The sequence below is a fragment of the Paenibacillus sp. DCT19 genome, from assembly GCF_003268635.1.
Lineage (GTDB): Bacteria > Bacillota > Bacilli > Paenibacillales > Paenibacillaceae > Paenibacillus.
Genome location: NZ_CP029639.1, coordinates 1,284,496 through 1,306,326 on the forward strand (window position 1 = coordinate 1,284,496; position 21,831 = coordinate 1,306,326).

The window sequence follows — 21,831 nt, forward strand, 5'->3', positions numbered from 1 at the left end:
GTATGGAGTTTAGAGAGATACAGCAGGATTTATTTTCCATGGATGAAGATTATTCGCTAGCTCACTGTATTTCGGCCGATGCCCGTATGGGTGCAGGGATTGCGGTACAGTTTAGAGAACGATTCGGACTTGAGGTACTGCAGGAGCAAGCGAAGCAAGAACCTCTTGAGATCGGGACATGTTATCCGGTAGGACGAACTTTGAATTTGGTCACCAAGGCGAAGTTCTCGAATAAGCCGACATATCAGTCTTTTACCCGTGCAGTTGAATCTATGCATGACGTATGTGTGGCTCAAGGAATTGGCAAGCTAGCTATGCCGCAGATTGGATGTGGGCTGGATCGATTGAAGTGGGAGAAGGTACGGACAATCCTTCAGGATACCTTTGCTGAGACGGATATTGAGATTGTTGTGTGTACGCTATGATCACTTTATGATCCGGAATCGGAGGCTACATCATATCGTTTTTTTGAGGGGAAATGAAAATTTTATCTGCCAGAAAAATAAAAATAAAAATAAAAATAAAAATAAAAACAAAAACAAAAAAACCTCGCTAACGCAGGCGGAGTTCCGTTCTGATTCGAACTTCTTCCGTGCGTAGCAGAGGTTTTTCAATTTACGTTATAGAGGTTGTTCAAAAAGTCCGCTTTTGATTACGATGGATGCCTGAAGGCATCTCAGCATCGAAGATGAAATTCAGCCGAAATGTCCGTTGCTCACGTAGTTTTGCCTACGCTCCGCTACTCCATTTCTATCTTCATTCCATCTTGTCGGTACTGAAAACCGACCTTTTTGAACACGCACTTATAGATATGTGTGTTCCATTAACATTATTTACTTGAGAACATTTCCTTAGCTTCATCCAGCGCCATCTGGTTCCCCAGTGCGGAGTAGTCGAGCCAAGGCTGGGCTTTGATAGGGTAGACATGATTTGCTTTTACCGCTTTTAGCCCTTGCCAGATCGGATTATTCTGCAATTCTGTATACATATTCTCCGCGTCTGCATCCGAATTAACTACGACAAATATGGCATCCGCATCGAAGTCTGGCAACACCTCACGAGAAATGACTTGATAAGGTTTAGAGGAATCAAGGTCTTTAATTCCATTGGCTGGAGTTAATCCCAGATCATCGTATAGAATTGGCCCCATCGGACGTTTGGTACTGAATACACGTAATTCTTTAGCTGTCACTCGAATAGCCATAACGGTACCATCGCCGATCTTATCATGAATTAACGATTTTACGTCTTCTGTCTCTGTCGCATAATTCTGAATGAATTGCTCTGCTTCTTTTTCCCGATTTACGAGCTTGCCAATCGCTTTGAGGTTATCGCGCCATGTCCCGTCGTCCAAGTTAAATACATGTACAGGAGCGATTTTCTCGAACTTCGCAATATCATCACCTGAGTACTCCTCATCAAGGTAAATGACGTCCGGTTTCAAAGCAAGCAACGCTTCCATGTCAGGGTCTTTGACTGGTCCGAGTGGTGTGGTGTCCTTCAGGCGGTCAGCCACGTGAGACAAGAACGCTTTGGCTTCCCCGCCAATAACAGAACCTACGGGTGTAATACCTAGAGCGAGCAGATTGTTGGTTAAGTGAATGGACATCGATGCGATTCGCTGATCGCCAGTTGCCGCATTATTATCCTGCTGTTCCGCAGACGTATCTGTAGAGGAACCAGAAGTAGAAGCAGATGAAGATGAATTGCTGGCAGTCCCACAGGCGGCAAGCACGAGTATTAGACAGACGCTAATGAGGAGCATCATATTTTTCTTTAACATGGGTAATCACATTCTCCTTGGACATCTCATAGATGCATAATAGTTTGAAGTAACAACATTGGATATAGCAACAGCAGTTATTCTTCTTGAATTGAACTAATAGGCTAATTCAACTCGGGATGTAACAGTGTAGTACCATCCAGTAGGTTATTTGGTCCGTACCAAAAGATACAGAAAGTAGGGCGCGCCAATAGCCGCGACGACAATGCCAGCGGGTATAGCATTAGGCTGAAAGATAGTCCGCCCTATCGTATCGGCAGCAACAAGAATGACCATGCCGATCAGCCCAGCAGCCGGGATCAGATGTCTGTGCATCGGGCCGACAAGTCTGCGAGCCAGGTGAGGTGCAGCAAGCCCGATGAAACCAATGCCCCCAGCCATAGACACACTGACCGAAGATAGAGCGACTGTACATAAGAGCAGCAGTATGCGCTGGGATCGAACAGCTGTACCGATACCCGTGGCTGCGGCATCTCCAAGACCGAAGGCGTCAAGTGTCTTGGATCGACTCCAGATATAAGGAATGCATAGAACAACCCATGGAAGCAGAGCCTGCACATGCACCCAGTCACGTCCCCAGACACTTCCCGCTAGCCAGCGAGCAGCAAAGGAATACGTATCCTCATCCAAGCGAAGGGAAAGGTACAACGTTAAAGCATGAAAGCCAGCCGCAACGGCGATCCCAACAAGAATGAGCTTTATGGGAGAAACACCATTATGGCGATCATAGGCTAACAGCATAATGATAAGCGCGGCTACTATGCCTCCGGCAAAAGTAAACAATGGAATGAACAGGGCGGCCGGGCTGTCCATGGAATGTGACAAGCTTACGAATACCATTAATCCCAGTGCTGCTCCCGCATGCAATCCAAGTATGCCTGGATCGGCTAAAGGATTGCGTGTAATTCCTTGTAAAGCGGCTCCTGAGATGCCAAGTCCGGCTCCAGCTAGAACGGTAACTAAGATACGCGGCAGACGATAATCAAATAACACAATGTGATCATCCGAGCTACCATTGCCTAGCAAGGTTTGCAGTACAGCCATTGGAGACATCCGAATCGTGCCTGTGTTCAAACTGATGATGATAACAGCACAGGCGATGCAGAGCAGTGTGACACTAACGACAATGGAACGGGTTCTACGCGTCCTGGCTTGTGCATTCATCTTATTCATCCTATAGGGCTCTCCTTTCTTTACGAGCCAGATAGAGGAAGAACGGTACCCCGACAAAGGCAACCATGATTCCTACCGCTAGTTCCTCGGGTGGATTTACAATCCGAGACCCAAGATCCGCTAGAACGAGCAGAATCGCGCCGAGCAACGAAGACATCGGGATAATTAGCCGATAGTCTACCCCGACAAGCTTGCGGGAAATATGAGGGATGACCAGTCCGACGAATCCAATAGAGCCAACAGCAGATACCGAAACACCGGCTAACACAACGACTACAGTTAAAGCCAGTAATCTGGTCCAGCGAATGTTAATGCCGAGTCCTTGTGCAACTTCCTCGCCTAGTGACATTAGCGAGATCCGCCGAGCAAGAGGCATCGTGAGAATGAGCGTAATGAGCAATACAGGAGCGATCATCTTCAAATGCCGCCACTCCATTCCCCCAAACCCACCCGCATACCAAAACGCCAGATCTTGGCTTAAGTCAAAATAAATCGCGATACCTGAACTAAGAGAACTAAGCATCGCGGCGACAACGGCGCCTGCAACGGTCAGACGAATGGAAGACAACCCCCAGGTGCCGCTGAACCTAGCACAAAAATAAAACATGTGCTAAGCACCGCACCCACAAAAGATAGTCCCATCAGAGAAGCGTAGGGTAAACCTGGCCATAGCGCGAAGCTGAGTGCCACCATAAACGTTGCCCCAGCATTGATTCCCAGCACACCTGTATCTGCTAACGGATTGCGAGTAATGCCTTGCATTAATGCGCCAGCAACGGCAAAAGCTGCACCCACAACAGCAGCGCCAATCACCCGGGGAAGCCGAAGCTCATGAATAATCTGATGAGAGGTTAGGGCTGGGTTATACTGAAATACTGCAGACCATACCGTCTCAAGTGATAGAAATTTGGCACCCAGCGAAATGGAGACAAATAGACTTATGAGCAGAACCGAGATGGCTGACAGAAACAATAAGCTCACTGTCACGGTTGATTTTCGTTGATTGGTGGGACGATGTGGCAGCCCAGAGTGTTGAATTCAGTTCACTTCCTTTGTTGCGTCAGCATGGTGTTGCTGATGTTATTGATTATCATTATCAATTAGAGATCATTATAAAATCTTAATTTAGCCTCGTACATGGGATAAATTAAGATTTTGGAGATGGACATTTTTTAGGGCATGTCCTAGATTACCTAAATGGAGTTTGGCTCGTCAACAGATGAACCGCTTCTTCGAGCTGGATGTTGATGGAATAGGGAGCGTATACGACCCAAGATTGCCAATCGATGACATGCACACGTCCATTTTTGACTGCGGGATATTGGTTCCATAGAGGATCACTGGCTAATTGATGAAGCAAGGCGGATCGTTCCTTCATCGATGAAACAGCTATAATCAGTATGTCTGCTTCCAAACCATCCCATTCGCCTGGTGTAATCGGCAGCCAATTGAATCCCACACCTGGAGATTTTCCAGCAAGCTCTGCTTGAATACGTTCAGGTGGAAGCAGCTGAAGACTGCGATAAAAGACATGCCCAAAATTACGGGTACTGTACATACGCGTTCCTTTTGCCGTCATGGTACATACAGCCACCGTAGCTTGTCCGATGGATTCACGAACCTTCTTACGGGCTCGTTCTACTTTGCGCTCGTGTCGTTCCAGCCAGTCGTTGGCAGCTTGTGTACGATCCACAAGTGTCGCAATTCGGTCCAGATGGCCGAAGAGATCTGTCTCATTCCAAGGAATTGTGATAATGGGAGCTATATCACCTATGTGCTCCATGGCCTTGGCGTATGCATTATCCTTGGTCAGAATGAGATCTGGATTCACATCAAGGAACGCTTCACGACCTTGTTCCCATGGTTCATAAGCATGGAACGGAAGTGTGAGAGACTTTGGCAGATGTGGTAAGTGACCTTGAATCTGAGCCGCACAAGGGGTTATCCCTAACGTCATGAGATGATCTGTATATGGATAGGAGAGGGACACGATGTTTCGGTGTACCTGCTTCGAATAGGCTGTTGGTGCATATCCAGAATGGTTTCTGAATCGACGGCTGAAGTAGAATTCATCACGATATCCAACCTGACGAGCGATATCACGAATTCTAAGGTCAGAGGTGATCAGCAATTCCTTTGCGCGATTCATCCGTAGATGAGTTATATATTCAATTGGATTTTTGTGCATCCGGGTTTTGAAAAGCTGGGAGTAATACGAGGGATGCATGTTGGCAAGTTCAGCAAGTTGTTCTAGCTTAATTTCGTACATATAGTTGCCCTGCATGTACTTCATCGTGCTCTGCAACCATGACTTTGATTCATCATCTGCTTCTGTAAGAAGTGGCTTCTCTTGCGGCCATAACATATGTAATAGTTCAGTTATAAGCATTTGCTTTTTCAAGAGGGTAAGCCCGTATTCAACCGTGAGTTGTGATGCAATGCGTTGTATGCCGTAGTAAGGCCCTTGAATCCAGCCGGTAAACGGATACTCAAGCTCACGCTCGTAAATTCGTCGCTCGTTTGTTTTCTCGGTTGCCCGAAACAGATCATACGTAATGATATATAGTTCAGCTTCTTGATCTGAATCGCTGACTAGCTCCAGGGTCATACCTGGCTTGCCAAGAAAAGCTGATTTGCGCATAACCGGGGTAGAATGCCCGTCTGCTACAAGTGTTCCCGTAAATTTATGCATATATATAAAGGTATGGTGGGGGAGCGATGAGCTGTTCCACCTCCATGCTTGATGGGTTGCAATCCGCTCAGCTTGACCCAGCTCAAGGAGCGCATCCGCAAGAAATGGTTGCAAATCGCTTTGAATGGAGCGAACGGATTCAATGGCATGATCCTGCTGGGAGGATTGCTTGCCTTGAGCCGCAGTGGACTCGCTGTATGACAGATTCATTTCGCCTGGGTTCGTACTCAATATGTAACCTCCTTCCATAACATAGTGATCGTGTTGAGCATTTACAAAAACGTAGTCGCTTATCGGTGGTGAATCATGGTCGACACGTGAACATACTTAATATGATGCTGGTAATAGCCACTGAACTTGTAAAGGCAAATACGATCAGGATGGTATGAGTCCGTCCATTTCATCCGTGATCTGTTGATAATCTTAGCAAAAATAAGGTGGAATTGAAATGTGAGCGAGCCCCTTCAGACAGATCTTATTAGATATCCTGACGTGAGAATGAAACCATGTTCTGACGTAACGGATTCTTTTTGGTAAAATAAAGGAGAGTTAACGTTTCCATTGCATGAAAAAGGTCAATGTATACCGAATAGAGTAATAGGGAGGCTTTCATATGACAGGAGTTGCTGGAACGGACAAAGTGAAGTGGGGCATTATGGGCACGGGCTGGATCGCATCGCAATTTGCGAAGGATCTGAATCATGCGGGCAATGCTGTGAAGGCGGCAGTGGGTTCCCGGACGCAGGAAAGCGCGGATTCGTTTGCGGCGGAATACGGATTCGAACGTAGCTATGGCACCTACCAAGAGATGCTGCAAGATCCGGAGCTGGATATCATTTATGTCGCTACACCGCATCCATTTCATAAGGAGAATGTGCTTGCTTGTCTGGAGGCCGGGAAAGCCGTGCTGTGCGAGAAGCCTTTTACCATGAATGGTCGTCAGCTAGAACAGCTGGTTGAGACAGCGCGTGAGAACAAGCTTTTTCTAATGGAGGGCATGTGGACACGTTTTCTCCCACCGATTGTGCAGGCTAGACAATGGATTGCGGAGGGACGAATTGGAGAAGTACGCTTGGTAAAAGCAGACTTTGGATTCCGCATTGGCTGGGAGCCAGAGGGCAGATTGCTTAATCCAGAACTTGGCGGTGGAGCACTGCTTGATGCAGGGGTGTACCCTATTTCATTCGCTTCCATGATCTTTGGCGAGCAGCCACAGCATGTGTGGAGTACCGCGAACATTGGAGAGACAGGTGTTGATGAACAATTCTCTGTATTGCTGTCTTATTCTGAGGGACGTTCAGCCTCACTGCATGGAGCTATTCGTTTGAACCTAAGCAATGAAGCAGTCATCTATGGTACAGAAGGATACATCCGGTTACCGTTCTTCCTCGCAGGGAAGGAAGCATATCTGCATGTAAATGGACAAGATGAGCCTGAGAAATTCACCGATGAACGTACAAGCATTGGCTATGCGTTTGAAGCAGAAGAAGCAGGACGTTGCATCTTGGAAGGTAAAACGGAAAGTTCAACCATTCCGCTGGATGAGTCCTTGGAAATTATGAAACTGATGGATACGATTCGTGCGCAGTGGGGACTGCGTTATAAGTTTGAGTAATGGTTGATGTTGAACGAACCGAAAACGTTTCGAACCAGATAGATAGCGTATAACGAGTAGGAGTGAAGGCATCATGCTGAAAATTTTAATTTCTGGATTTGAACCTTTTGGCGGCGATGCGGTGAATCCCACGTCTGAATTGATGGAAGCTCTTACACAGGAAAAGGTGGAGGGTGCAGTGCTGAAGACGGTGCTGCTGCCTGTACACTTCGACGAATGTGCTGATCTTCTGATCGCAGAGATGCAGGCGTATAAGCCGGATGTGGTGATTGCTTGTGGTCTGGCAAAAGGCAGAACAGCCATTACACCGGAACGCATTGCTGTAAACGTTAAGGATATTCCGCCAAGCTCTTACGCTGATAATCAGGGACAGCGTCCTGTGGATGAGCTGATTCGTGAAGGCAGCCCAGATGGGTTGTTTTCTACCCTGCCGATCCGTTCTATGGTGAATGACCTAACCGCAGCAGGCATCCCGGCAGCTGTATCCAACACGGCAGGAACTTATATTTGTAACAACACGATGTATCGTGTGCTGGATTGGATTCGTCTGGAACAGCTGCCGATTTGTGCTGGATTCGTTCATTTCCCTGCTTCAACGGAGATGGCTGTGCTGCAGCCTGCTGTTCCTTCTTTGCCGATAGGAATGATGTTGGACGGGTTAAGGGTGATGATCCGTACCGTGGTGCACACTGCAAAAGGATAATGAGTTCTGGTTTAAGATGACTCTGATTGAGGCAGCTAAAGGTATGATGGACATGGATTCGCATAAAGCATAAAAGAAAGGTTCCCAATTCCACGTTAGGACGTGAGAATTGGGAACCTTTTTTGCTAAGTGGGTACAGGATATTCTGTACACAGTCAAATAAATTTAATTCATGATGAACTTCAGCGAGCTTGGAGACATTCTCTAGATCCGCAGTAGACTTAGGTCGAATTCAGGTACAAGCCCTTCCTTCATCGCTCTTCCCAGCAATGCGGTTATTGCACCATATCCATCATCGCCAAGGTTGGCACTGAACTCATTCACATACAGATCAATATGCTGTGCAGCTACATCAGGGTCCATTTCCTGCGCATGTTCCATCACATAGGCTCTGGATTCATCCGGGTGTGCCCAAGCGTACTCCACCGAGGCGCGAGCCCATCCAGCCAGTGCTTGAGCGTCCAGATCACGACGAGCGATGATCGCTCCGAGTGGAATAGGCAGACCTGTATCCTCTTCCCACCAATTGCCGAGATCGGTCATTAGTTTAAGATCATAGTTTTGATAAGTGAAGCGCGCTTCATGAATGACCAATCCTGCATCAATGAGGCCGTCGCGTACAGCAGGCATAATCTGATCAAATGGCATCACAACGATCTCACCGACACCACCGGGAACGTTCTGTGCAGCCCAGAGTCGGAATAACATATATGCGGTTGAGCGTTCGCTAGGTACAGCAACTCGTCGTCCTGAGAGATATGCCGGATCTGTCGTACCACTTGCCGTTAACACAAGCGGGCCACAACCTCTGCCGAGTGCACCGCCTGCAGGCAGCAACGCATACTTATCCAGCACATATGGCAAAGCGGCATAAGAGATTTTCATAACATCCGGGATCTCGGGGCCAATAGGGCTCGCAGCGAGACCATTGGTAATGTCGATATCGGCGTAGCGAACATCCAGCTCAGGTGCTCCTGGAATTAGACCATGCACCCATGCGTGAAAGATAAACGTGTCATTGGGACACGGGGAAAATGCAATTTTCATGATGTAAGTACCTCCCGTAAAATGGAACTTGCCGCCTGGAGTGCAATTAGTGCATCCTTGATGCGCCAAGCGTCGCGGTCGCGTGGACCGACCGCGTTAGATATGCCACGCAGTTCGAGTGCAGGCACACCGAACTGCTGAGCAGCCGTTGCTACGCCGAAGCCTTCCATGCCTTCGGCGGCGGCATCCGGCACGCGGCGCAGTAGCTCCGCGGCCGTCTCGGCTGTTCCGGTCGCCGTGGACACGGTGACCGCAGTGCCTCCGCTGACAGCGTGCCCAGCCCGCTTCAGCGCATCGCGCAGGCGGACGGCAAACGCTGCGTCCGCCGCAACCCGGGACGAGCCGAATCCGAGCTCGTCCACAGAGAGGAAGCCGTCTGGCGCTTGCGAGCCCAGATCGGCAGCAACCATGGCGTCGGCTACCACGAGGGAGCCGACGTCCGCCACGCCGGGGAAGCCGCCGCCGATGCCGGCACTGACCACCAGCGTGTACGCTGAGGTCAGGCCGGTTCCGGCAAGCAGCCCCGGCGCTGTTGATGCGGCAGATGCCTGCGCCGCATCGGGTTGCTCTGGCGCGGTGGCACCTTGCGCCAGAGCAGGGGCTACGGCAGCCGCAGCCGGTGGCGGCGCCGTCGCAAGATCAGGCGCCGTGGCAACCGCCGGCGCCTTCAAACGGCTTGCAGCCGCGGCCGCTAAGGCGAGCGCTGCAGCCGTTCCTGCCGCTGCGGAGGCTGGGCCGACACCCGCAGCGATCACGTCAAACATATCCGCGGCCTTATCACCCAGTCCGCGAAGGACAGCTTCTTTTTCCGCATCTACGGCAGTTACAATTAATACACGCGGAGTTCGAGATGCAGCAGGAACATTCATATGTTCTGTATCGTTTAATGCTGAATTAAGCTCATTCATTCAAGTCTTCTCCCTTGTGAAGTGTTGAATATGTCATATGTCTATCTTAACGGAAGGGTGAAGGGCAGGACAAGCTTAGAGGTTCTTGATACCTCGTAACGAAGCATCCTTGAAAATAAAGTTATATGTCATTACATCCATAACATCGTATCGTGACTAGGATTATATGTCAAAAATAAATGTTGACAAGGTGTATTAACTGTATTAATAATGATAGTACAGTTGATACACCTTGTTATCGTTACATCACATTATTCTGTTAGAAAGGAGGTGCGGGATGTTCGAATTGGATGTGCGCAGCCGTAAGGCGATCTATGAACAACTAGTAGACAAAATCAAAGAAATGATCGTATACGGTGTTCTCCAACCAGATGAGCAGCTTCCTTCCGTTCGCACCCTATCCGCGCAACTGACGGTGAATCCCAACACCATTCAGAAGGCATACCGGGAACTGGAACGAGAAGGTTACATCTACTCATTACAGGGAAAAGGGAGCTTCGTATCATCTTCCGTGGAACATCCGAATGCAGCCATGAGAGATGAGATTAGAGCAGCTCTGGTGAAGCTGATTGCAGAGGCTTCGTATTCCGGTTTAACCAAAGCCGACATGATGATTTTATTTCAGGAAGCGATGGCCCGTATAGAAAAGGGGGAGCCGAATGATTGAGCTGAAGCAGGTCGTCAAAACATTTCAACAGGAAAAAGCAGTAGACGGCGTCACGATGCAGGTACATAAAGGATCAATCTACGGGTTGCTCGGTTCCAACGGAGCAGGCAAAACGTCGTTGCTCAAAATGATCGCAGGCATTTATCGTCAGGACAGTGGCACAGTTCGCATTGATGGCACTGAAATTGTAGAGAATTTAGACTTGAAGGGTCGCACCATTTTTATGGCAGATGCACCTTATTTTTTCCCGCAGTCTTCCATTCATCAAATGGCTAACTTCTATCGGTCTGTGTATCCACGCTGGAACGAGGAACGATTCGTGCAACTGGGCAACGTATTTAAGCTCGATATGAAACGTAAGCTTCATCGCATGTCCAAAGGCATGCGCCGTCAGGCGGCTGTATGGCTGGGCTTGAGCTGTATGCCTGAAGTGTTGCTGATGGATGAGCCGATTGATGGCCTCGATCCCGTTATGAGACAACAGATCAAAAACCTGCTGTTTCAGGAGGCGGCCGATCGTCAAGTCACGATTATCATTTCCTCCCATAATCTCAGAGAAATTGAAGATCTGTGTGACCACGTAGCTATTATGCATAAAGGCCGAATCATTGTAGAGAAGGATCTGGATGACCTGAAGGCAGATACACACAAAATTCAAGTCGCGTTTCGTCATCCTGATCATGCCCAAGCGATAGAGGAACATATCGACATTCTGCATGAAGAGAAGCGGGGCAGTGTATCGCTATTCATCGTCAAAGGCAATCGTGAGACGGTGACACAGCGGTTCCAGTCACAAGATCCTTATCTGCTGGACGTACTACCACTGACGCTGGAAGAGATATTTATCTATGAAATGGAGGATGCAGGGTATGACATTCAGCCGATTATACTTTAACCGAGGCATCCTGTTCCAAAATTTCAGGCAGCATGGGTGGCTAGGCATTTTGTTTCTGATTGTATTGTTATTTTCCCTCCCACTGCCAATCGGTACGGAGTATCGGGAAGTACCATACGAGATTACAAGTTTGTTCCAGACGAATGGGCAGATGCACCTCTTGCTTGCGCTCGCATTTCCAGTTGCAATAGGGCTCTTTCTATTCCGTTATATGCAATCTGGAGCATCCTCGGATGTATATCATAGTTTGCCGCTTAAACGTAAACATCTATTAACTGCTCATTTGTTCACCGGATTTATGTTAATTCTCATTCCGATCTGGCTGACAACCGCAATTACTGGTTGGGTATGGGGTGTACTGGACGAACCGGCCTACATCTTCACAGGTGATGCGATTTGGATGTGGGGACTCAGCATGAGTATCTATTCGATGTTTATGTTCATGTTGACTGTGGCTGTCGGCATGTGTATAGGTCAATCGATCCTGCAAGGGCTCACGGTGTATGCACTCATTTTGTTACCGTTGGTGTTCTGGGGAGGATATGAACTTCACTTACAACAGCATCTATTGGGATTTCCTTATAATCAAGTGGGTAGTGTTCGTACCGATATATCATTGATTACGCGAATGGACTCCATCAGTTCGGGTACAATCCTGTGGCCAGAGCTTGTGATATATGCGGCACTTACCGTAGTGTTTATCGCGTTATCATATGTTATCTATGCGATAAGAAAAGTCGAGTCGGCTACTGAGGCGGTTACGTTCAGCGTGGTCAAACCGATATTCCGATTTGGCTTCATGTTTACTATTGTGATGATCGGTGGAGTCTACTTCACCAGGATTGCTCCACGAGAGTCTCCAGAGTGGGGAATCATCGGTTATGTCGTGGGAGCGATCGTTGGTTATATTGGTGCCGAAATGTTGATTCGCAAGACGTGGTTAATATGGAATGCCAAGCTTTTACCTCAGATGGCACTGTACGGAATCGTGGCAGGGTTGATTCTGTATGTCCCTGTTTCGGACTGGAACGGTTATGCCGCAAGAGTGCCGGCGAAGGAAGACGTTGTGCAAGTTAAGCTTGGTGGAGATGAACGTGTGTATCACAACGGGATCATGGTGAAGGCGGATGACAGTAAGCTTTATTCGAATAACCCGGAATTTATTGATGCTATCCTTGCACTTCATCATAAGATCGTAGATTCCGATCTGGATCTATTAGGCAACTTGAATTATATGCAATGGGATGATAGCGAGGTTATTTTCGTGAACTATGAGCTGGCTAACGGTAAAATAATGAAACGAAGATATCAGATTCCTCAGTCGGAGTTCACCCAGGAATTGTCGGTGCTGAGGGAGATAAAGGATTACAAGGCTATCCAATACAGGACGTACAAACTGGATGAGGATGTATTGAGCATTGGCATCCGGTCGTACTTGAGTGGGGCGCGTAAAACATACATTAGCAATCCACAGCATATTCGTGATTTTCTAGACCTGTTGAAGCAGGATATTTTGGATCAGACGTATGAAGAACAGACGTCACCGTGGGAGTCATGGGCTAATGCCGAGATTAATCAGGAGTCAAATTTAGACCCTAATCTTCCACGAACGATGTGGAATTATGAAATCAAGGCTAGTTACGATCGTGTGTTGACGTGGTTGAAGCAGCAAGAGTTGTATGATCAGCTCAATGTATCAGTAGATGATATTGTGTCAGCACAGTTCGTGAAGCAAGAGTTCGATGGCATGGGTAATGGAAGAAGTATCTATGCTGAATCAGAGTACGTTGATGCGAATCTAGGTGGACATAAACAGGTGGCTACGAAAAATAAAGACATTATTAGCGATCTGCTCAAGCGTCAACGAACCGGCTTTTATGCCAAGGAAGCAGTCACTGTTTATCAGATCAAACTCAACACGGTGAGTGGCGAGAACATCTATATGATGCTAAAAGAGGAAGATTTGACTGAAGCGATGCAAGCTATACTCGTTGATCTGTAGACAGTGACGGGGATCTGAAGGGGAAGGGTTCTCCCCAAGGCTAGTGCTTTGCGTTCAATCTGACTTGACCAGACAGAAATGATGGAATATATTAGAAAAAGGGTTGGGTTCGAGAATGAATGGTATCATTCGCCCGAACCCAGAGAACGGCTGATGTGGGAAGCACCCGCAGGAATAGGCAGATTGCCTATCTTGCGGGTGCTTTTTTGTCGTTTCAGCCGTTTCATACCAGGCATATATCGGTTGAACGTCATACTTTTTCATTCAACTTATATAGCCAGATCACATAGAAAGGAGTTCATTATGTAATGATGCATAGTTTCAAGTCGGAGAGAACGAAGGGGAGAAGGCAGTGCACGAAGAAAGGCACGAACCGAGGTCAAGGCTGAAGAGGGAAGTTAGATACCAACCAAGACAAGGATCAAAGGAAGAACTAAAGGAAGAACTAAAGGAAGAACTAAAGCAAGAACTAAAGCAAGAACTAAAGCAAGAACTAAAGCAAGAACTAAAGCGCGAAGCTATGTACGCACCCAGGCAAATACCAAAGAGCAAAGCTAGGCACGGAGTAAATCATGAAGCAAGTTATGGAGTAAGTCATCGAGCGATGGACAAGGTGCCTGGTGAAACGATGGACAAGCTCCCACAGGGAGCAATCGCAGACATAAGCACTGCTGGTCGTCCGGAGACAAAGCGGATAACTTTCCTGCGTTTACTTGTCCCACTAGTAATTTTGTTTAGCTTGATCCTAAACCTCAGCTTGCCTGCAACAACCGAGGCGGCAGGGATTGAACTGGGGGTCACTGCACAGAAGGCCTGGAACGATGTATTAAACAAAGCAGATCGCCAGACAAAAGCATCCTTGCAGCGAGCCTATGAGAATGTGGGGAGCTTGGAAGGACAGGGGAAGACGTGGGAGCAAAAAACGAAAGCACTCCATACGTCCAACATGGCAGAGCTCAAACGACTGCAGGCGAGCATACGGCAGACTGATGAGAAGAAGATATCGTCGTTAACGCAGTCTTTGGAACGTACCCAAGCTCGATACGAACCGTTATTTGCCCTTTACACCGCGGTAAATAAACAGCTGGATGCAGCCCGAGCGACGAAGAACAAGGAATGGACAGCGGTTGTTCGTGCCCAAGCAGATACATTGAAGCCAGCTGTGCAACTGGCTAGGGAAGAAATCCGAATGAAGAAAAGCGAGCTTGCTGAAGCGCGTAAACGGAAAAATACAGAAATCAAACGTTTGCGCAGTATGTTATCAGGTGCTGATTCGGTAAAAAGGCAAATTCAAACAGCCAAAAAACAAGTTTCGCTAACAAAAGAACGTTACTCAAATGCACTGAAACAATTCAAGCAGAGTCTCAAGCAAACCCAACCTTCACGTGTGCTAAGTTCATTGAATCAACTTGTCTCGGCGACAGAGAAGTGGACAAGTACGAAACAGCATGTGTACACGTTAGAGGAGAAGGTAAGCAATCACTATACTAAAGTCAATCAAGAATTGGCGAAAAGGAAGTAAGCATCATCAGGTGGAGTTGAGATGAAAACCAAAATAGCCATCTTCTTCTCCGCAAGCAGAGAGAGGATGGCTATAATTAAAGTTCATTTAGATCTTCAACATTTACAAGTAGTAGCATTCATAGGATTAACAAAAGCAGTACTGCTAGCTCGACTTATTATTTCTATCGCTACGATTCTGTTATCCTAAGATGATTGACTTCAATAAATTAAAGTCCGAATTACAAACTTATAGCGACACTTGGCTAAGCGAATTGATCCAAGTCGTTAGTCTACGCATCGCTTCTTCAACCGTAACGCGTGGACATGCAACGTTCATTCGCATAAATCCAGTACCCTCTGTACCGAAGAAAATACCATCGTTAAGGGCAATCTTTGCCTCGTTCAGTAAAGCACTGTTTAGCTCTTCTTGATTAATGTCCAGTTTACTAAAGTCAAGCCATAACAGATACGTTGCGTCTGGCAGAAATACCCCGAGTTGAGGGATATGCTCTGCCGCATATTGCTGTACATATTCCATATTTCCGCGGACATATGCGAGACACTCATCCAACCAGTCTGCACCACCTCTATATGCTGCTTCGGTAGCTGTTGCGCCTAAAGTACTGATGCTGGACAGTCCCATCATTTTGACTCCCTGCATAAATGATTCTCGTAGCTTGGCATTTGGAATAATGATATTGGATGTGCAGAGCCCCGGAATGTTGAAGGTTTTGCTTGGCGCTGTACAGATGATGCTTTGCTGAGCAATCGCATCTGAGATGAGAGATAACGGTGTGTGAGTACCTGGCTGATGGACCAGATCGGCATGAATCTCATCGGAAACAATCAGTACATCATATCTAACACATAGAGCAACTAGTTCTTCCAACTCATGGCGACTCCATACCGTTCCTAATGGATTATGGGGACTGCATAGAATCAGCATTTTGACCCGACCTGTCTGGAAGCAGGATTCGAGATGTTCTAGATCCATCGTATAGTGACCATTCGTTCCTTTTAATGGATTAGTCATAAGCTCTCGGTCTTGTCCACGTACGACTTCATAGAAGGGAGCATATACGGGCGTTTGAATAACGACTGCATCACCTGGTGCGGTGAATCGTTGCACAGCAATGCTTAACGCTGGCACGATACCAGGAGTAAACACGATCCATTCCTTCTGGATGCTCCAGTGGTGTCTGCGCTCCATCCATCCTACCACGGCCTCATGATATGAATCCGTACGCACGGTATAACCGAAGACGCCATGTTCCACACGGGATTGCAGCGCCTGAATTACCGATGGCGGGGCAGCAAAATCCATGTCGGCTACCCACATCGGCAGTGCCTCGGTAACACCGAAAATTTCCTCTAGTGCGTCCCATTTTTCCGACCCTGTTTCAAGACGATGAATTGACTCAGCAAAGTTATATTTGTTCATTAACATGTTCCCCCTTTTAGTTCCGTTCAGTTCGACCACATTCGACAGATTATTATCTAATAAAATAAGTTTTTCTGCAACTTGAACTCATGCATTACATGGTGGGTCAGTATTGCACGACATGGGCGTTACTCCGCGGAGGAAAACACATAGTAATTAGGGAGTGTCTGAAAACCCCGAAGGACGCAGATTTTGCCAAATTTTCGTTCCAAGCCAGGGAGTTTTCCGCAGGCGTGCCGGGGTACGTCAAGGGAAAGTGACGCAGCAGGGGGCGAAAAGGGAGTAAAAGAAGCACTTCAGCGAGTTTTCAGACACGACCTAGTATGACCATGGTTATAGTTGCTAATTCGGGACTTTTATCATGGTACATGTTTGCCTAGCGAGGGGCTATATATTGTTAGAAAAGACTATTTTAATACTCCCGGAGACCTGTTTTAGTGATAAATGGGTTCACAAGCTGTGATCAGATGGTATTATGATTCCATTCTTTGGTTTAACAACGTATTAACATCAACCAATGCTATGTAATTGGTAATGGCATCAATATACTCATTGAGGAGGTTTCGCAGGATGAAGAGTAAAAAATGGATCGTTACAGCCGGGGTACTTGGCATGGTGCTGACTGGTTCAGCGGGAGTGTATGCAGGTACTCAATTAGAAACAATCAAAGCATACCTGAATCATGGCTTAGCTATTGAGGTGAACGGGCAGAAGTTCACGCCAACAGGAGAGCAGGGAAAGAAGCTGGCTCCGATTACTTATCAAGGCAGTACATACCTACCGGTACGCTCTATAGCAGAGGCATTGAACACAGAAGTTAAGTATGATTCACAGAGCAACAAGGTAAGCATTGGTTCAGCTAGTTCATCTGGTGCGCCAACTACAGGAAACAATGGGACTACAGCTCCGTCAACAGGAACCAATACACAGGCTCAAGGTGTGAAATCTAAATACCTGCCGGCTGATTTCCCATTGCCTAAAGATGCGAAGACCATCTCCCTTGTGGAGAACGTGATGGATGGTAAGAAAAAGGTGAGTCTGACCTATAGCACAAAAGAGACACTAACTGTCCTTGGAGCATCATATCGGGACTACTATGAGACCAAAAATCTTACGCAAAACATCCAAGACTTAGGTGCTGACGATTTCAGCATCGTGGGACGTGCGGATGGAAAATTTGCTGTAACGATCACCGGCTCACCCTCCAACATTAACGAGGGGGATAATGAGGTAACGGTAGTGTGGGGAGAAGAGTAGAGTAAGTAGAGAATCGTCGGAAGCAGTCTAGACCACGGGATGTTCCCTTTGGAGATGGGAGTCCAAAATAATGGGGACCACAGCCATTGTGTTCGTTAGTGTTAACCCGGAGTGCTTGAATACTGCCAACATCGAAAAACCACGTGGAGGTCATCACACAGATGACTTCACGTGGTTTTTTGGTGAGGGTATTTTTTACAGGTAGCATCACTCGTTGCTCGGTTCCGAACTTACGATTTAGAGGTGCTCGTTAAACCAACCCGCAATATGCTCAAGCCGGCGGACTCTCAGATGTGGATGTCCTCCTCTGGACAATTCATGATTAGCACCCGGGAAACGAACGAGACGTGTCGTCTGTCGACGTCGCTTCAAGGCAATATATAATTGTTCAGCTTGTTCGATCGGGCATCGTAAATCCTGCTCTCCATGCAGAATAAGTAGTGGGGTTGTTACATTGCCTACATAGGCTAGTGGAGAGTGCTTCCATAATTTCTCTGTATCATCCCAAGCGTTGCCGCCAATCTGATCCTCTGTGAAGAAATATCCGATGTCGCTGACGCCGTAGAAAGAGAGCCAGTTGGATATGGAGCGTTGTGTGACGGCGGCTTTGAAACGGTCGGTATGTCCAACAATCCAGTTGGTCATAAAGCCACCATAACTGCCACCGGTAACACCTAGGCGAGTCTCGTCGATAAAGTCATATTGACCAAGGGCATAATCAACAGCTTCCATCAGATCACGGTAATCACCGCCGCCATAATCTCCACGGCAGGCATTCACGAATTGTTGTCCGTAACCAAGCCCTCCACGAGGGTTAAGATACAATACAGCATACCCTTGTGCGGCAAGGATCTGGAATTCATGCATGAAGGTAAAGCCATACATCATATGTGGTCCACCATGGATTTCAAGAATCGTTGGGATTTTGACCCCATCGACCACTCCCTGTGGTTTAATAATCCATCCTTGTAGCCGGAGGCCATCCGAAGAGTCAAACCAGAATGTTTCTGGTGAACTAAGTTGGATCTGTTCGGTCAACTGTGGGTTACTATGTGTGAGCTGAATAGGCTGAGCTTCGATGGCATCCGGTTCAGGATAGAGAAAGAGATCCCCCGGACTCAACACATCAGCCACGGCTGCAACAATCTGTCCATCTGTAAGTTCAACGAATTGATAGAATTCTTTTTCGGCCGGTAAAATATAACCTGACTCGCCGCCATCTCTTGCAAATTTGGCAATCCGAACACTGCCCTCGATCGTTACGAGGCAAAGGATTGACGAACCGTCACGGCTGAATACAGGCCCCGTAGTAATTAAATGGGAGCGCATATCCCCAACGAGACTGTGGCTACACTGCACATCCCAATCTGAATTAAGACACGCTAGCTCACCGCCCGCGTGGGGGAGTGAATATAATTTGATAAGCGTAGCATTGTGATAGGAACGGTCACTGGCGAGTAGTGCAATGGATTGTCCATCCGGTGCATACGTAAGACGGTAGAATGAATATCCTTCCGGCGTCAGTTGCTCGATCGCTGTTCCGTCAGGTTTGGCGCGATATACATGGTTGGTTAGACTGTAATCGTTATGATCTTCGCCTTCTTCTGGCATCTGGGTAATCCAAGCGATGCTAGATCCATCCGGTGACCATGCATACTCTCCAACATCGTAGTGGCCTGAGGTTATCTGCGTAGCTTCTCCACCTTCAAGCGGGATATAGAATAGATGGTTGCGTCTGCCGTTCCATAATCCACCTTGATCTGATTTCATCCGAATGCGATCCACAATATGCTCTTGCAGCAATTTGTTTTCTACGGAATCTTCTATGTCCTTATCGTCCTCAGCTTGCTCATCCACGGAGGATTTAACGAGCAAGGCTTGTCCGTCTGGTGACCAGAGCATCGAACTAACCCCATGCTTTAGATGACTTAACATTCTAGCCTCTCCACCATCGGATGCAATGAGCCAAACTTGGGTCTTCCCATCCTGTTCCCGTAAAAAGGCAAGCTGTGATCCATCCGGCGACCAGGCAGGAGAATGATCCTTCTCCCCTGAAGTAAAGGGACGATCTTGGTGGCTCACGAGATCCAAAAGTCTCAGGTGGGATGAATAACCATCTCGGCTGTCATTCGTTTTTCGATTCACATACACCAGTTGTCTGCCTTGAGGAGATGGTGTTGGATCGTTGACCCAAGTGATCTGAAAGAGGTCTTCCGAAGTAATGCCACGTAAACTATTCATTCTATGTCCTCCCACCCTAATTTGAATGTATTTTCCTAACCTTTCCATTAATATTAACGGAAACGATAGAGCAGGACAACGTCCATAAGCCATTGAAGTTCACTTATTTTCGATTATTCGTCGGTATAAAGGAATTGTCAGAATTGTGACGAATTCTACTGTTGAATAGTCACGAAATTGACAAAAAAGTACTGCTTCTCCGTTTAGATAGACCTGAATACGTTTAATTAACAATGCTATTTATGCCACTTAATATAGATATATTCCTATGAGACCAACTATTTTTTTGTCGCAATGAAGGGGGAAGACCGCATTGTCCACATCCTATGAACAACAACACGTAGAATACCCTAGCCGAAAACGCCTGGCGTGGCTTACAGTAGGGTCAGCGATTTTCATTGCAGCCGGTTTATTCTTAATTCTTAGTAATTCAAAGGATTCTGGTGCTTCTACGATTTCATGTGTGGTTGGTATCGTTTCTATTTTGTTTTTTGGCTGTTGCCTCTGTTACATTCTGATGAAAATGATCAAGAAAGAGCCTTCATTTGTGGTGGATGAGGAGGGCTTTGTGGATTCATCCTCCTATACTTCAGGTGGTTCCATTGCCTGGACAGATGTAGAGAATATTTTTATGTATGAGCTTATGGGACAACCTATGATTGGCGTTAAGCTGTGGGATGAGAAGGCCTTTCTAGATCGCCAGACGGGTATCAAACGCAAACTAATGACCGTGAATACGAATATGGTGGATGCCACGATAAGCATAGCGCAGAGTAGTCTCACATTACCGTTAGATCAATTATATGTGATGATGGTGGGACGCTGGAAACGGGCCAATACGTCCGTTGCCAATCAACAACCGCCTGAACGAATTTAGATCATAATTCACAACGTAATCTGATGGGAGGTAATACGAATGATTCAGGATCAGATCGCTCGTACAGTTCAACTGCCAGATGGAACAACCTTGCCTGCAATTGGTCAAGGCACATGGTATATGGGTGAAAAGCATTCGAGCCGTACAAAGGAAGTTAGAGCCTTGCGAGATGGAATTGAACTTGGCATGACCCTGATCGATACCGCAGAGATGTACGCAGAAGGCGGGGCAGAAGAGGTGACGGGTGAAGCAATCGAGGGTTGTCGTGATGATGTGTTCCTGGTGTCGAAAGTGTATCCGCATCATGCAGATCGGCAGCAGATGATTACAGCTTGCGAGAACAGCCTCCGGCGTCTAGGTACAGATCGGATAGACCTCTATTTGCTGCATTGGCGAGGAAGGGTTCCACTTGAAGAGACCGTCGAGGCGATGGAGCAACTGAAGCAAGCTGGCAAGATTCTGCGCTGGGGTGTATCTAATCTGGATACAGACGATATGCAGGAGTTATGGAACGTACCGGGCGGTAAACATTGTGCCGTAAATCAAGTGCTGTACCATGCTGCATCACGAGGCATTGAATATGATCTCTTACCATGGTTACGAGAACGGCACGTTCCTGTGATGGCGTATTGTCCTCTTGCCCAAGGAGGCAGATTGCGTAAAGAATTACTTGAACATCCAGTCATCCAAGAGATTGCAGAAGCACGTAATGTAACAACTTCCCAGATTGCACTATCATGGGTTATCCGTGAAGGGGACGTTATTGCGATACCCAAAGCAGTCCAGCTAGAGCATGTGGCGGATAACGCCGCAGCGATGAATCTTGTATTGACACCAGAGGAAGAGGCACGGCTGAATGAGGTGTTCCCTGCACCACAACGGAAGGTTCCTTTGGACATCGTTTAATTGTTGTTACACCAAGATTGATATTTAGATATATCCGTGAATAGCTAGACGCATTAAGAAGTAGCTACGAGTACCTTAGTTACAGGAAGAGTAGATCGTTTAGATCTGCTCTTTTTTTTGT

Annotated in this window: 17 protein-coding genes and 1 pseudogene; 10 read left to right on the forward strand and 8 right to left on the reverse strand. The window is 47.1% G+C overall.

Annotated elements, in window-relative coordinates; genetic code table 11:
• Window positions 1-2 precede the first annotated feature (2 nt).
• On the forward strand, window positions 3-425 hold the full coding sequence (locus DMB88_RS05620) for a macro domain-containing protein (protein ID WP_128100560.1): 423 nt from the start codon (window positions 3-5) through the stop codon (window positions 423-425).
• A 404-nt stretch (window positions 426-829) separates the two neighbouring features.
• Here the strand turns inward: DMB88_RS05620 and DMB88_RS05625 are convergent, their stop codons facing one another.
• The 4 genes and pseudogenes from DMB88_RS05625 to DMB88_RS05640 all read right to left on the reverse strand — a co-directional run bounded on the left by DMB88_RS05625 (window position 830) and on the right by DMB88_RS05640 (window position 5,879).
• The gene (locus DMB88_RS05625; RefSeq protein ID WP_128100561.1) at window positions 830-1,783 is read right to left on the reverse strand and encodes an iron-hydroxamate ABC transporter substrate-binding protein; all 954 of its coding nucleotides are present in this window, start codon (window positions 1,781-1,783) and stop codon (window positions 830-832) included.
• A gap of 147 nt (window positions 1,784-1,930) precedes the next feature.
• Window positions 1,931-2,947, reverse strand: a complete 1,017-nt coding sequence (locus tag DMB88_RS05630; RefSeq protein WP_128104330.1) for a FecCD family ABC transporter permease — start codon at window positions 2,945-2,947, stop codon at window positions 1,931-1,933.
• A 10-nt stretch (window positions 2,948-2,957) separates the two neighbouring features.
• Window positions 2,958-3,979 (reverse strand): annotated as a pseudogene (locus tag DMB88_RS05635) (FecCD family ABC transporter permease).
• Between the two features lie 166 nt (window positions 3,980-4,145).
• Entirely contained in the window at window positions 4,146-5,879 is a 1,734-nt protein-coding gene (locus DMB88_RS05640) for a helix-turn-helix domain-containing protein (RefSeq protein ID WP_164848618.1), read from the reverse strand.
• A 382-nt stretch (window positions 5,880-6,261) separates the two neighbouring features.
• Here DMB88_RS05640 and DMB88_RS05645 point away from each other — a divergent pair, with 382 nt between their 5' ends.
• Window positions 6,262-7,263: a Gfo/Idh/MocA family protein gene (locus DMB88_RS05645; protein WP_128100563.1), complete on the forward strand. Its 1,002-nt coding sequence runs from the start codon at window positions 6,262-6,264 to the stop codon at window positions 7,261-7,263.
• Window positions 7,264-7,336: 73 nt separating this feature from the next.
• Window positions 7,337-7,966 (forward strand): pyroglutamyl-peptidase I, encoded by a 630-nt coding sequence (locus DMB88_RS05650; RefSeq protein ID WP_128100564.1) that lies wholly within the window; start codon window positions 7,337-7,339, stop codon window positions 7,964-7,966.
• Between the two features lie 204 nt (window positions 7,967-8,170).
• Here the strand turns inward: DMB88_RS05650 and DMB88_RS05655 are convergent, their stop codons facing one another.
• Window positions 8,171-9,013, reverse strand: a complete 843-nt coding sequence (locus DMB88_RS05655) for a 1,4-dihydroxy-6-naphtoate synthase (RefSeq protein ID WP_128100565.1) — start codon at window positions 9,011-9,013, stop codon at window positions 8,171-8,173.
• On the reverse strand, window positions 9,010-9,882 hold the full coding sequence (locus tag DMB88_RS05660; RefSeq protein WP_254438616.1) for a futalosine hydrolase: 873 nt from the start codon (window positions 9,880-9,882) through the stop codon (window positions 9,010-9,012). The genes DMB88_RS05655 and DMB88_RS05660 overlap by 4 nt, the downstream gene beginning before the upstream one ends.
• 316 nt (window positions 9,883-10,198) lie before the next feature.
• Here DMB88_RS05660 and DMB88_RS05665 point away from each other — a divergent pair, with 316 nt between their 5' ends.
• The 4 genes from DMB88_RS05665 to DMB88_RS05680 all read left to right on the forward strand — a co-directional run bounded on the left by DMB88_RS05665 (window position 10,199) and on the right by DMB88_RS05680 (window position 15,007).
• Window positions 10,199-10,588 carry a GntR family transcriptional regulator gene (locus DMB88_RS05665; RefSeq protein WP_128100567.1) on the forward strand — a complete coding sequence of 130 codons (390 nt, stop codon included), beginning with the start codon at window positions 10,199-10,201 and terminating at the stop codon, window positions 10,586-10,588.
• Complete coding sequence (locus DMB88_RS05670) at window positions 10,581-11,483, forward strand: ABC transporter ATP-binding protein (RefSeq protein WP_128100568.1); 903 nt, start codon at window positions 10,581-10,583, stop codon at window positions 11,481-11,483. The genes DMB88_RS05665 and DMB88_RS05670 overlap by 8 nt, the downstream gene beginning before the upstream one ends.
• Window positions 11,458-13,485, forward strand: coding sequence for a hypothetical protein (locus tag DMB88_RS05675; RefSeq protein ID WP_128100569.1), 2,028 nt, complete (start codon window positions 11,458-11,460; stop codon window positions 13,483-13,485). Before DMB88_RS05670 ends, DMB88_RS05675 begins: the two co-directional genes overlap by 26 nt.
• Before the next feature lie 604 nt (window positions 13,486-14,089).
• Complete coding sequence (locus tag DMB88_RS05680) at window positions 14,090-15,007, forward strand: hypothetical protein (RefSeq protein WP_128100570.1); 918 nt, start codon at window positions 14,090-14,092, stop codon at window positions 15,005-15,007.
• Window positions 15,008-15,235: 228 nt separating this feature from the next.
• Here the strand turns inward: DMB88_RS05680 and DMB88_RS05685 are convergent, their stop codons facing one another.
• Window positions 15,236-16,429: a MalY/PatB family protein gene (locus tag DMB88_RS05685; protein ID WP_128100571.1), complete on the reverse strand. Its 1,194-nt coding sequence runs from the start codon at window positions 16,427-16,429 to the stop codon at window positions 15,236-15,238.
• A 570-nt stretch (window positions 16,430-16,999) separates the two neighbouring features.
• Here DMB88_RS05685 and DMB88_RS05690 point away from each other — a divergent pair.
• A complete protein-coding gene (locus tag DMB88_RS05690; RefSeq protein WP_164848619.1) occupies window positions 17,000-17,686 on the forward strand; it encodes a stalk domain-containing protein in 687 nt (228 codons plus the stop codon).
• Between the two features lie 237 nt (window positions 17,687-17,923).
• On the opposite strand, the gene DMB88_RS05695 is transcribed toward DMB88_RS05690, so the two are convergent.
• Window positions 17,924-19,927 (reverse strand): S9 family peptidase, encoded by a 2,004-nt coding sequence (locus DMB88_RS05695; protein WP_128100573.1) that lies wholly within the window; start codon window positions 19,925-19,927, stop codon window positions 17,924-17,926.
• Window positions 19,928-20,240: 313 nt separating this feature from the next.
• Between DMB88_RS05695 and DMB88_RS05700 the strand changes: the two genes are divergently transcribed.
• Both DMB88_RS05700 and DMB88_RS05705 read left to right on the forward strand, forming a co-directional pair.
• Entirely contained in the window at window positions 20,241-20,804 is a 564-nt protein-coding gene (locus DMB88_RS05700; RefSeq protein WP_128100574.1) for an STM3941 family protein, read from the forward strand.
• A 39-nt stretch (window positions 20,805-20,843) separates the two neighbouring features.
• Window positions 20,844-21,710, forward strand: a complete 867-nt coding sequence (locus DMB88_RS05705; protein WP_128100575.1) for an aldo/keto reductase — start codon at window positions 20,844-20,846, stop codon at window positions 21,708-21,710.
• Window positions 21,711-21,831: the final 121 nt, after the last annotated feature.

What these genes read in the sequence shown, in the direction of transcription:
- DMB88_RS05705 (WP_128100575.1), top strand. Translation starts at nt 20,844, where the DNA reads ATGATTCAGGATCAGATCGCTCGTACAGTTCAACTGCCAGATGGAACA.
- DMB88_RS05630 (WP_128104330.1), bottom strand. Translation starts at nt 2,947, where the DNA reads ATGAATGCACAAGCCAGGACGCGTAGAACCCGTTCCATTGTCGTTAGT.
- DMB88_RS05680 (WP_128100570.1), top strand. Translation starts at nt 14,090, where the DNA reads ATGGACAAGGTGCCTGGTGAAACGATGGACAAGCTCCCACAGGGAGCA.
- DMB88_RS05660 (WP_254438616.1), bottom strand. Translation starts at nt 9,882, where the DNA reads ATGAATGTTCCTGCTGCATCTCGAACTCCGCGTGTATTAATTGTAACT.
- DMB88_RS05690 (WP_164848619.1), top strand. Translation starts at nt 17,000, where the DNA reads ATGAAGAGTAAAAAATGGATCGTTACAGCCGGGGTACTTGGCATGGTG.
- DMB88_RS05685 (WP_128100571.1), bottom strand. Translation starts at nt 16,429, where the DNA reads ATGAACAAATATAACTTTGCTGAGTCAATTCATCGTCTTGAAACAGGG.
- DMB88_RS05620 (WP_128100560.1), top strand. Translation starts at nt 3, where the DNA reads ATGGAGTTTAGAGAGATACAGCAGGATTTATTTTCCATGGATGAAGAT.
- DMB88_RS05625 (WP_128100561.1), bottom strand. Translation starts at nt 1,783, where the DNA reads ATGTTAAAGAAAAATATGATGCTCCTCATTAGCGTCTGTCTAATACTC.
- DMB88_RS05675 (WP_128100569.1), top strand. Translation starts at nt 11,458, where the DNA reads ATGACATTCAGCCGATTATACTTTAACCGAGGCATCCTGTTCCAAAAT.
- DMB88_RS05655 (WP_128100565.1), bottom strand. Translation starts at nt 9,013, where the DNA reads ATGAAAATTGCATTTTCCCCGTGTCCCAATGACACGTTTATCTTTCAC.
- DMB88_RS05665 (WP_128100567.1), top strand. Translation starts at nt 10,199, where the DNA reads ATGTTCGAATTGGATGTGCGCAGCCGTAAGGCGATCTATGAACAACTA.
- DMB88_RS05670 (WP_128100568.1), top strand. Translation starts at nt 10,581, where the DNA reads ATGATTGAGCTGAAGCAGGTCGTCAAAACATTTCAACAGGAAAAAGCA.
- DMB88_RS05645 (WP_128100563.1), top strand. Translation starts at nt 6,262, where the DNA reads ATGACAGGAGTTGCTGGAACGGACAAAGTGAAGTGGGGCATTATGGGC.
- DMB88_RS05695 (WP_128100573.1), bottom strand. Translation starts at nt 19,927, where the DNA reads ATGAATAGTTTACGTGGCATTACTTCGGAAGACCTCTTTCAGATCACT.
- DMB88_RS05650 (WP_128100564.1), top strand. Translation starts at nt 7,337, where the DNA reads ATGCTGAAAATTTTAATTTCTGGATTTGAACCTTTTGGCGGCGATGCG.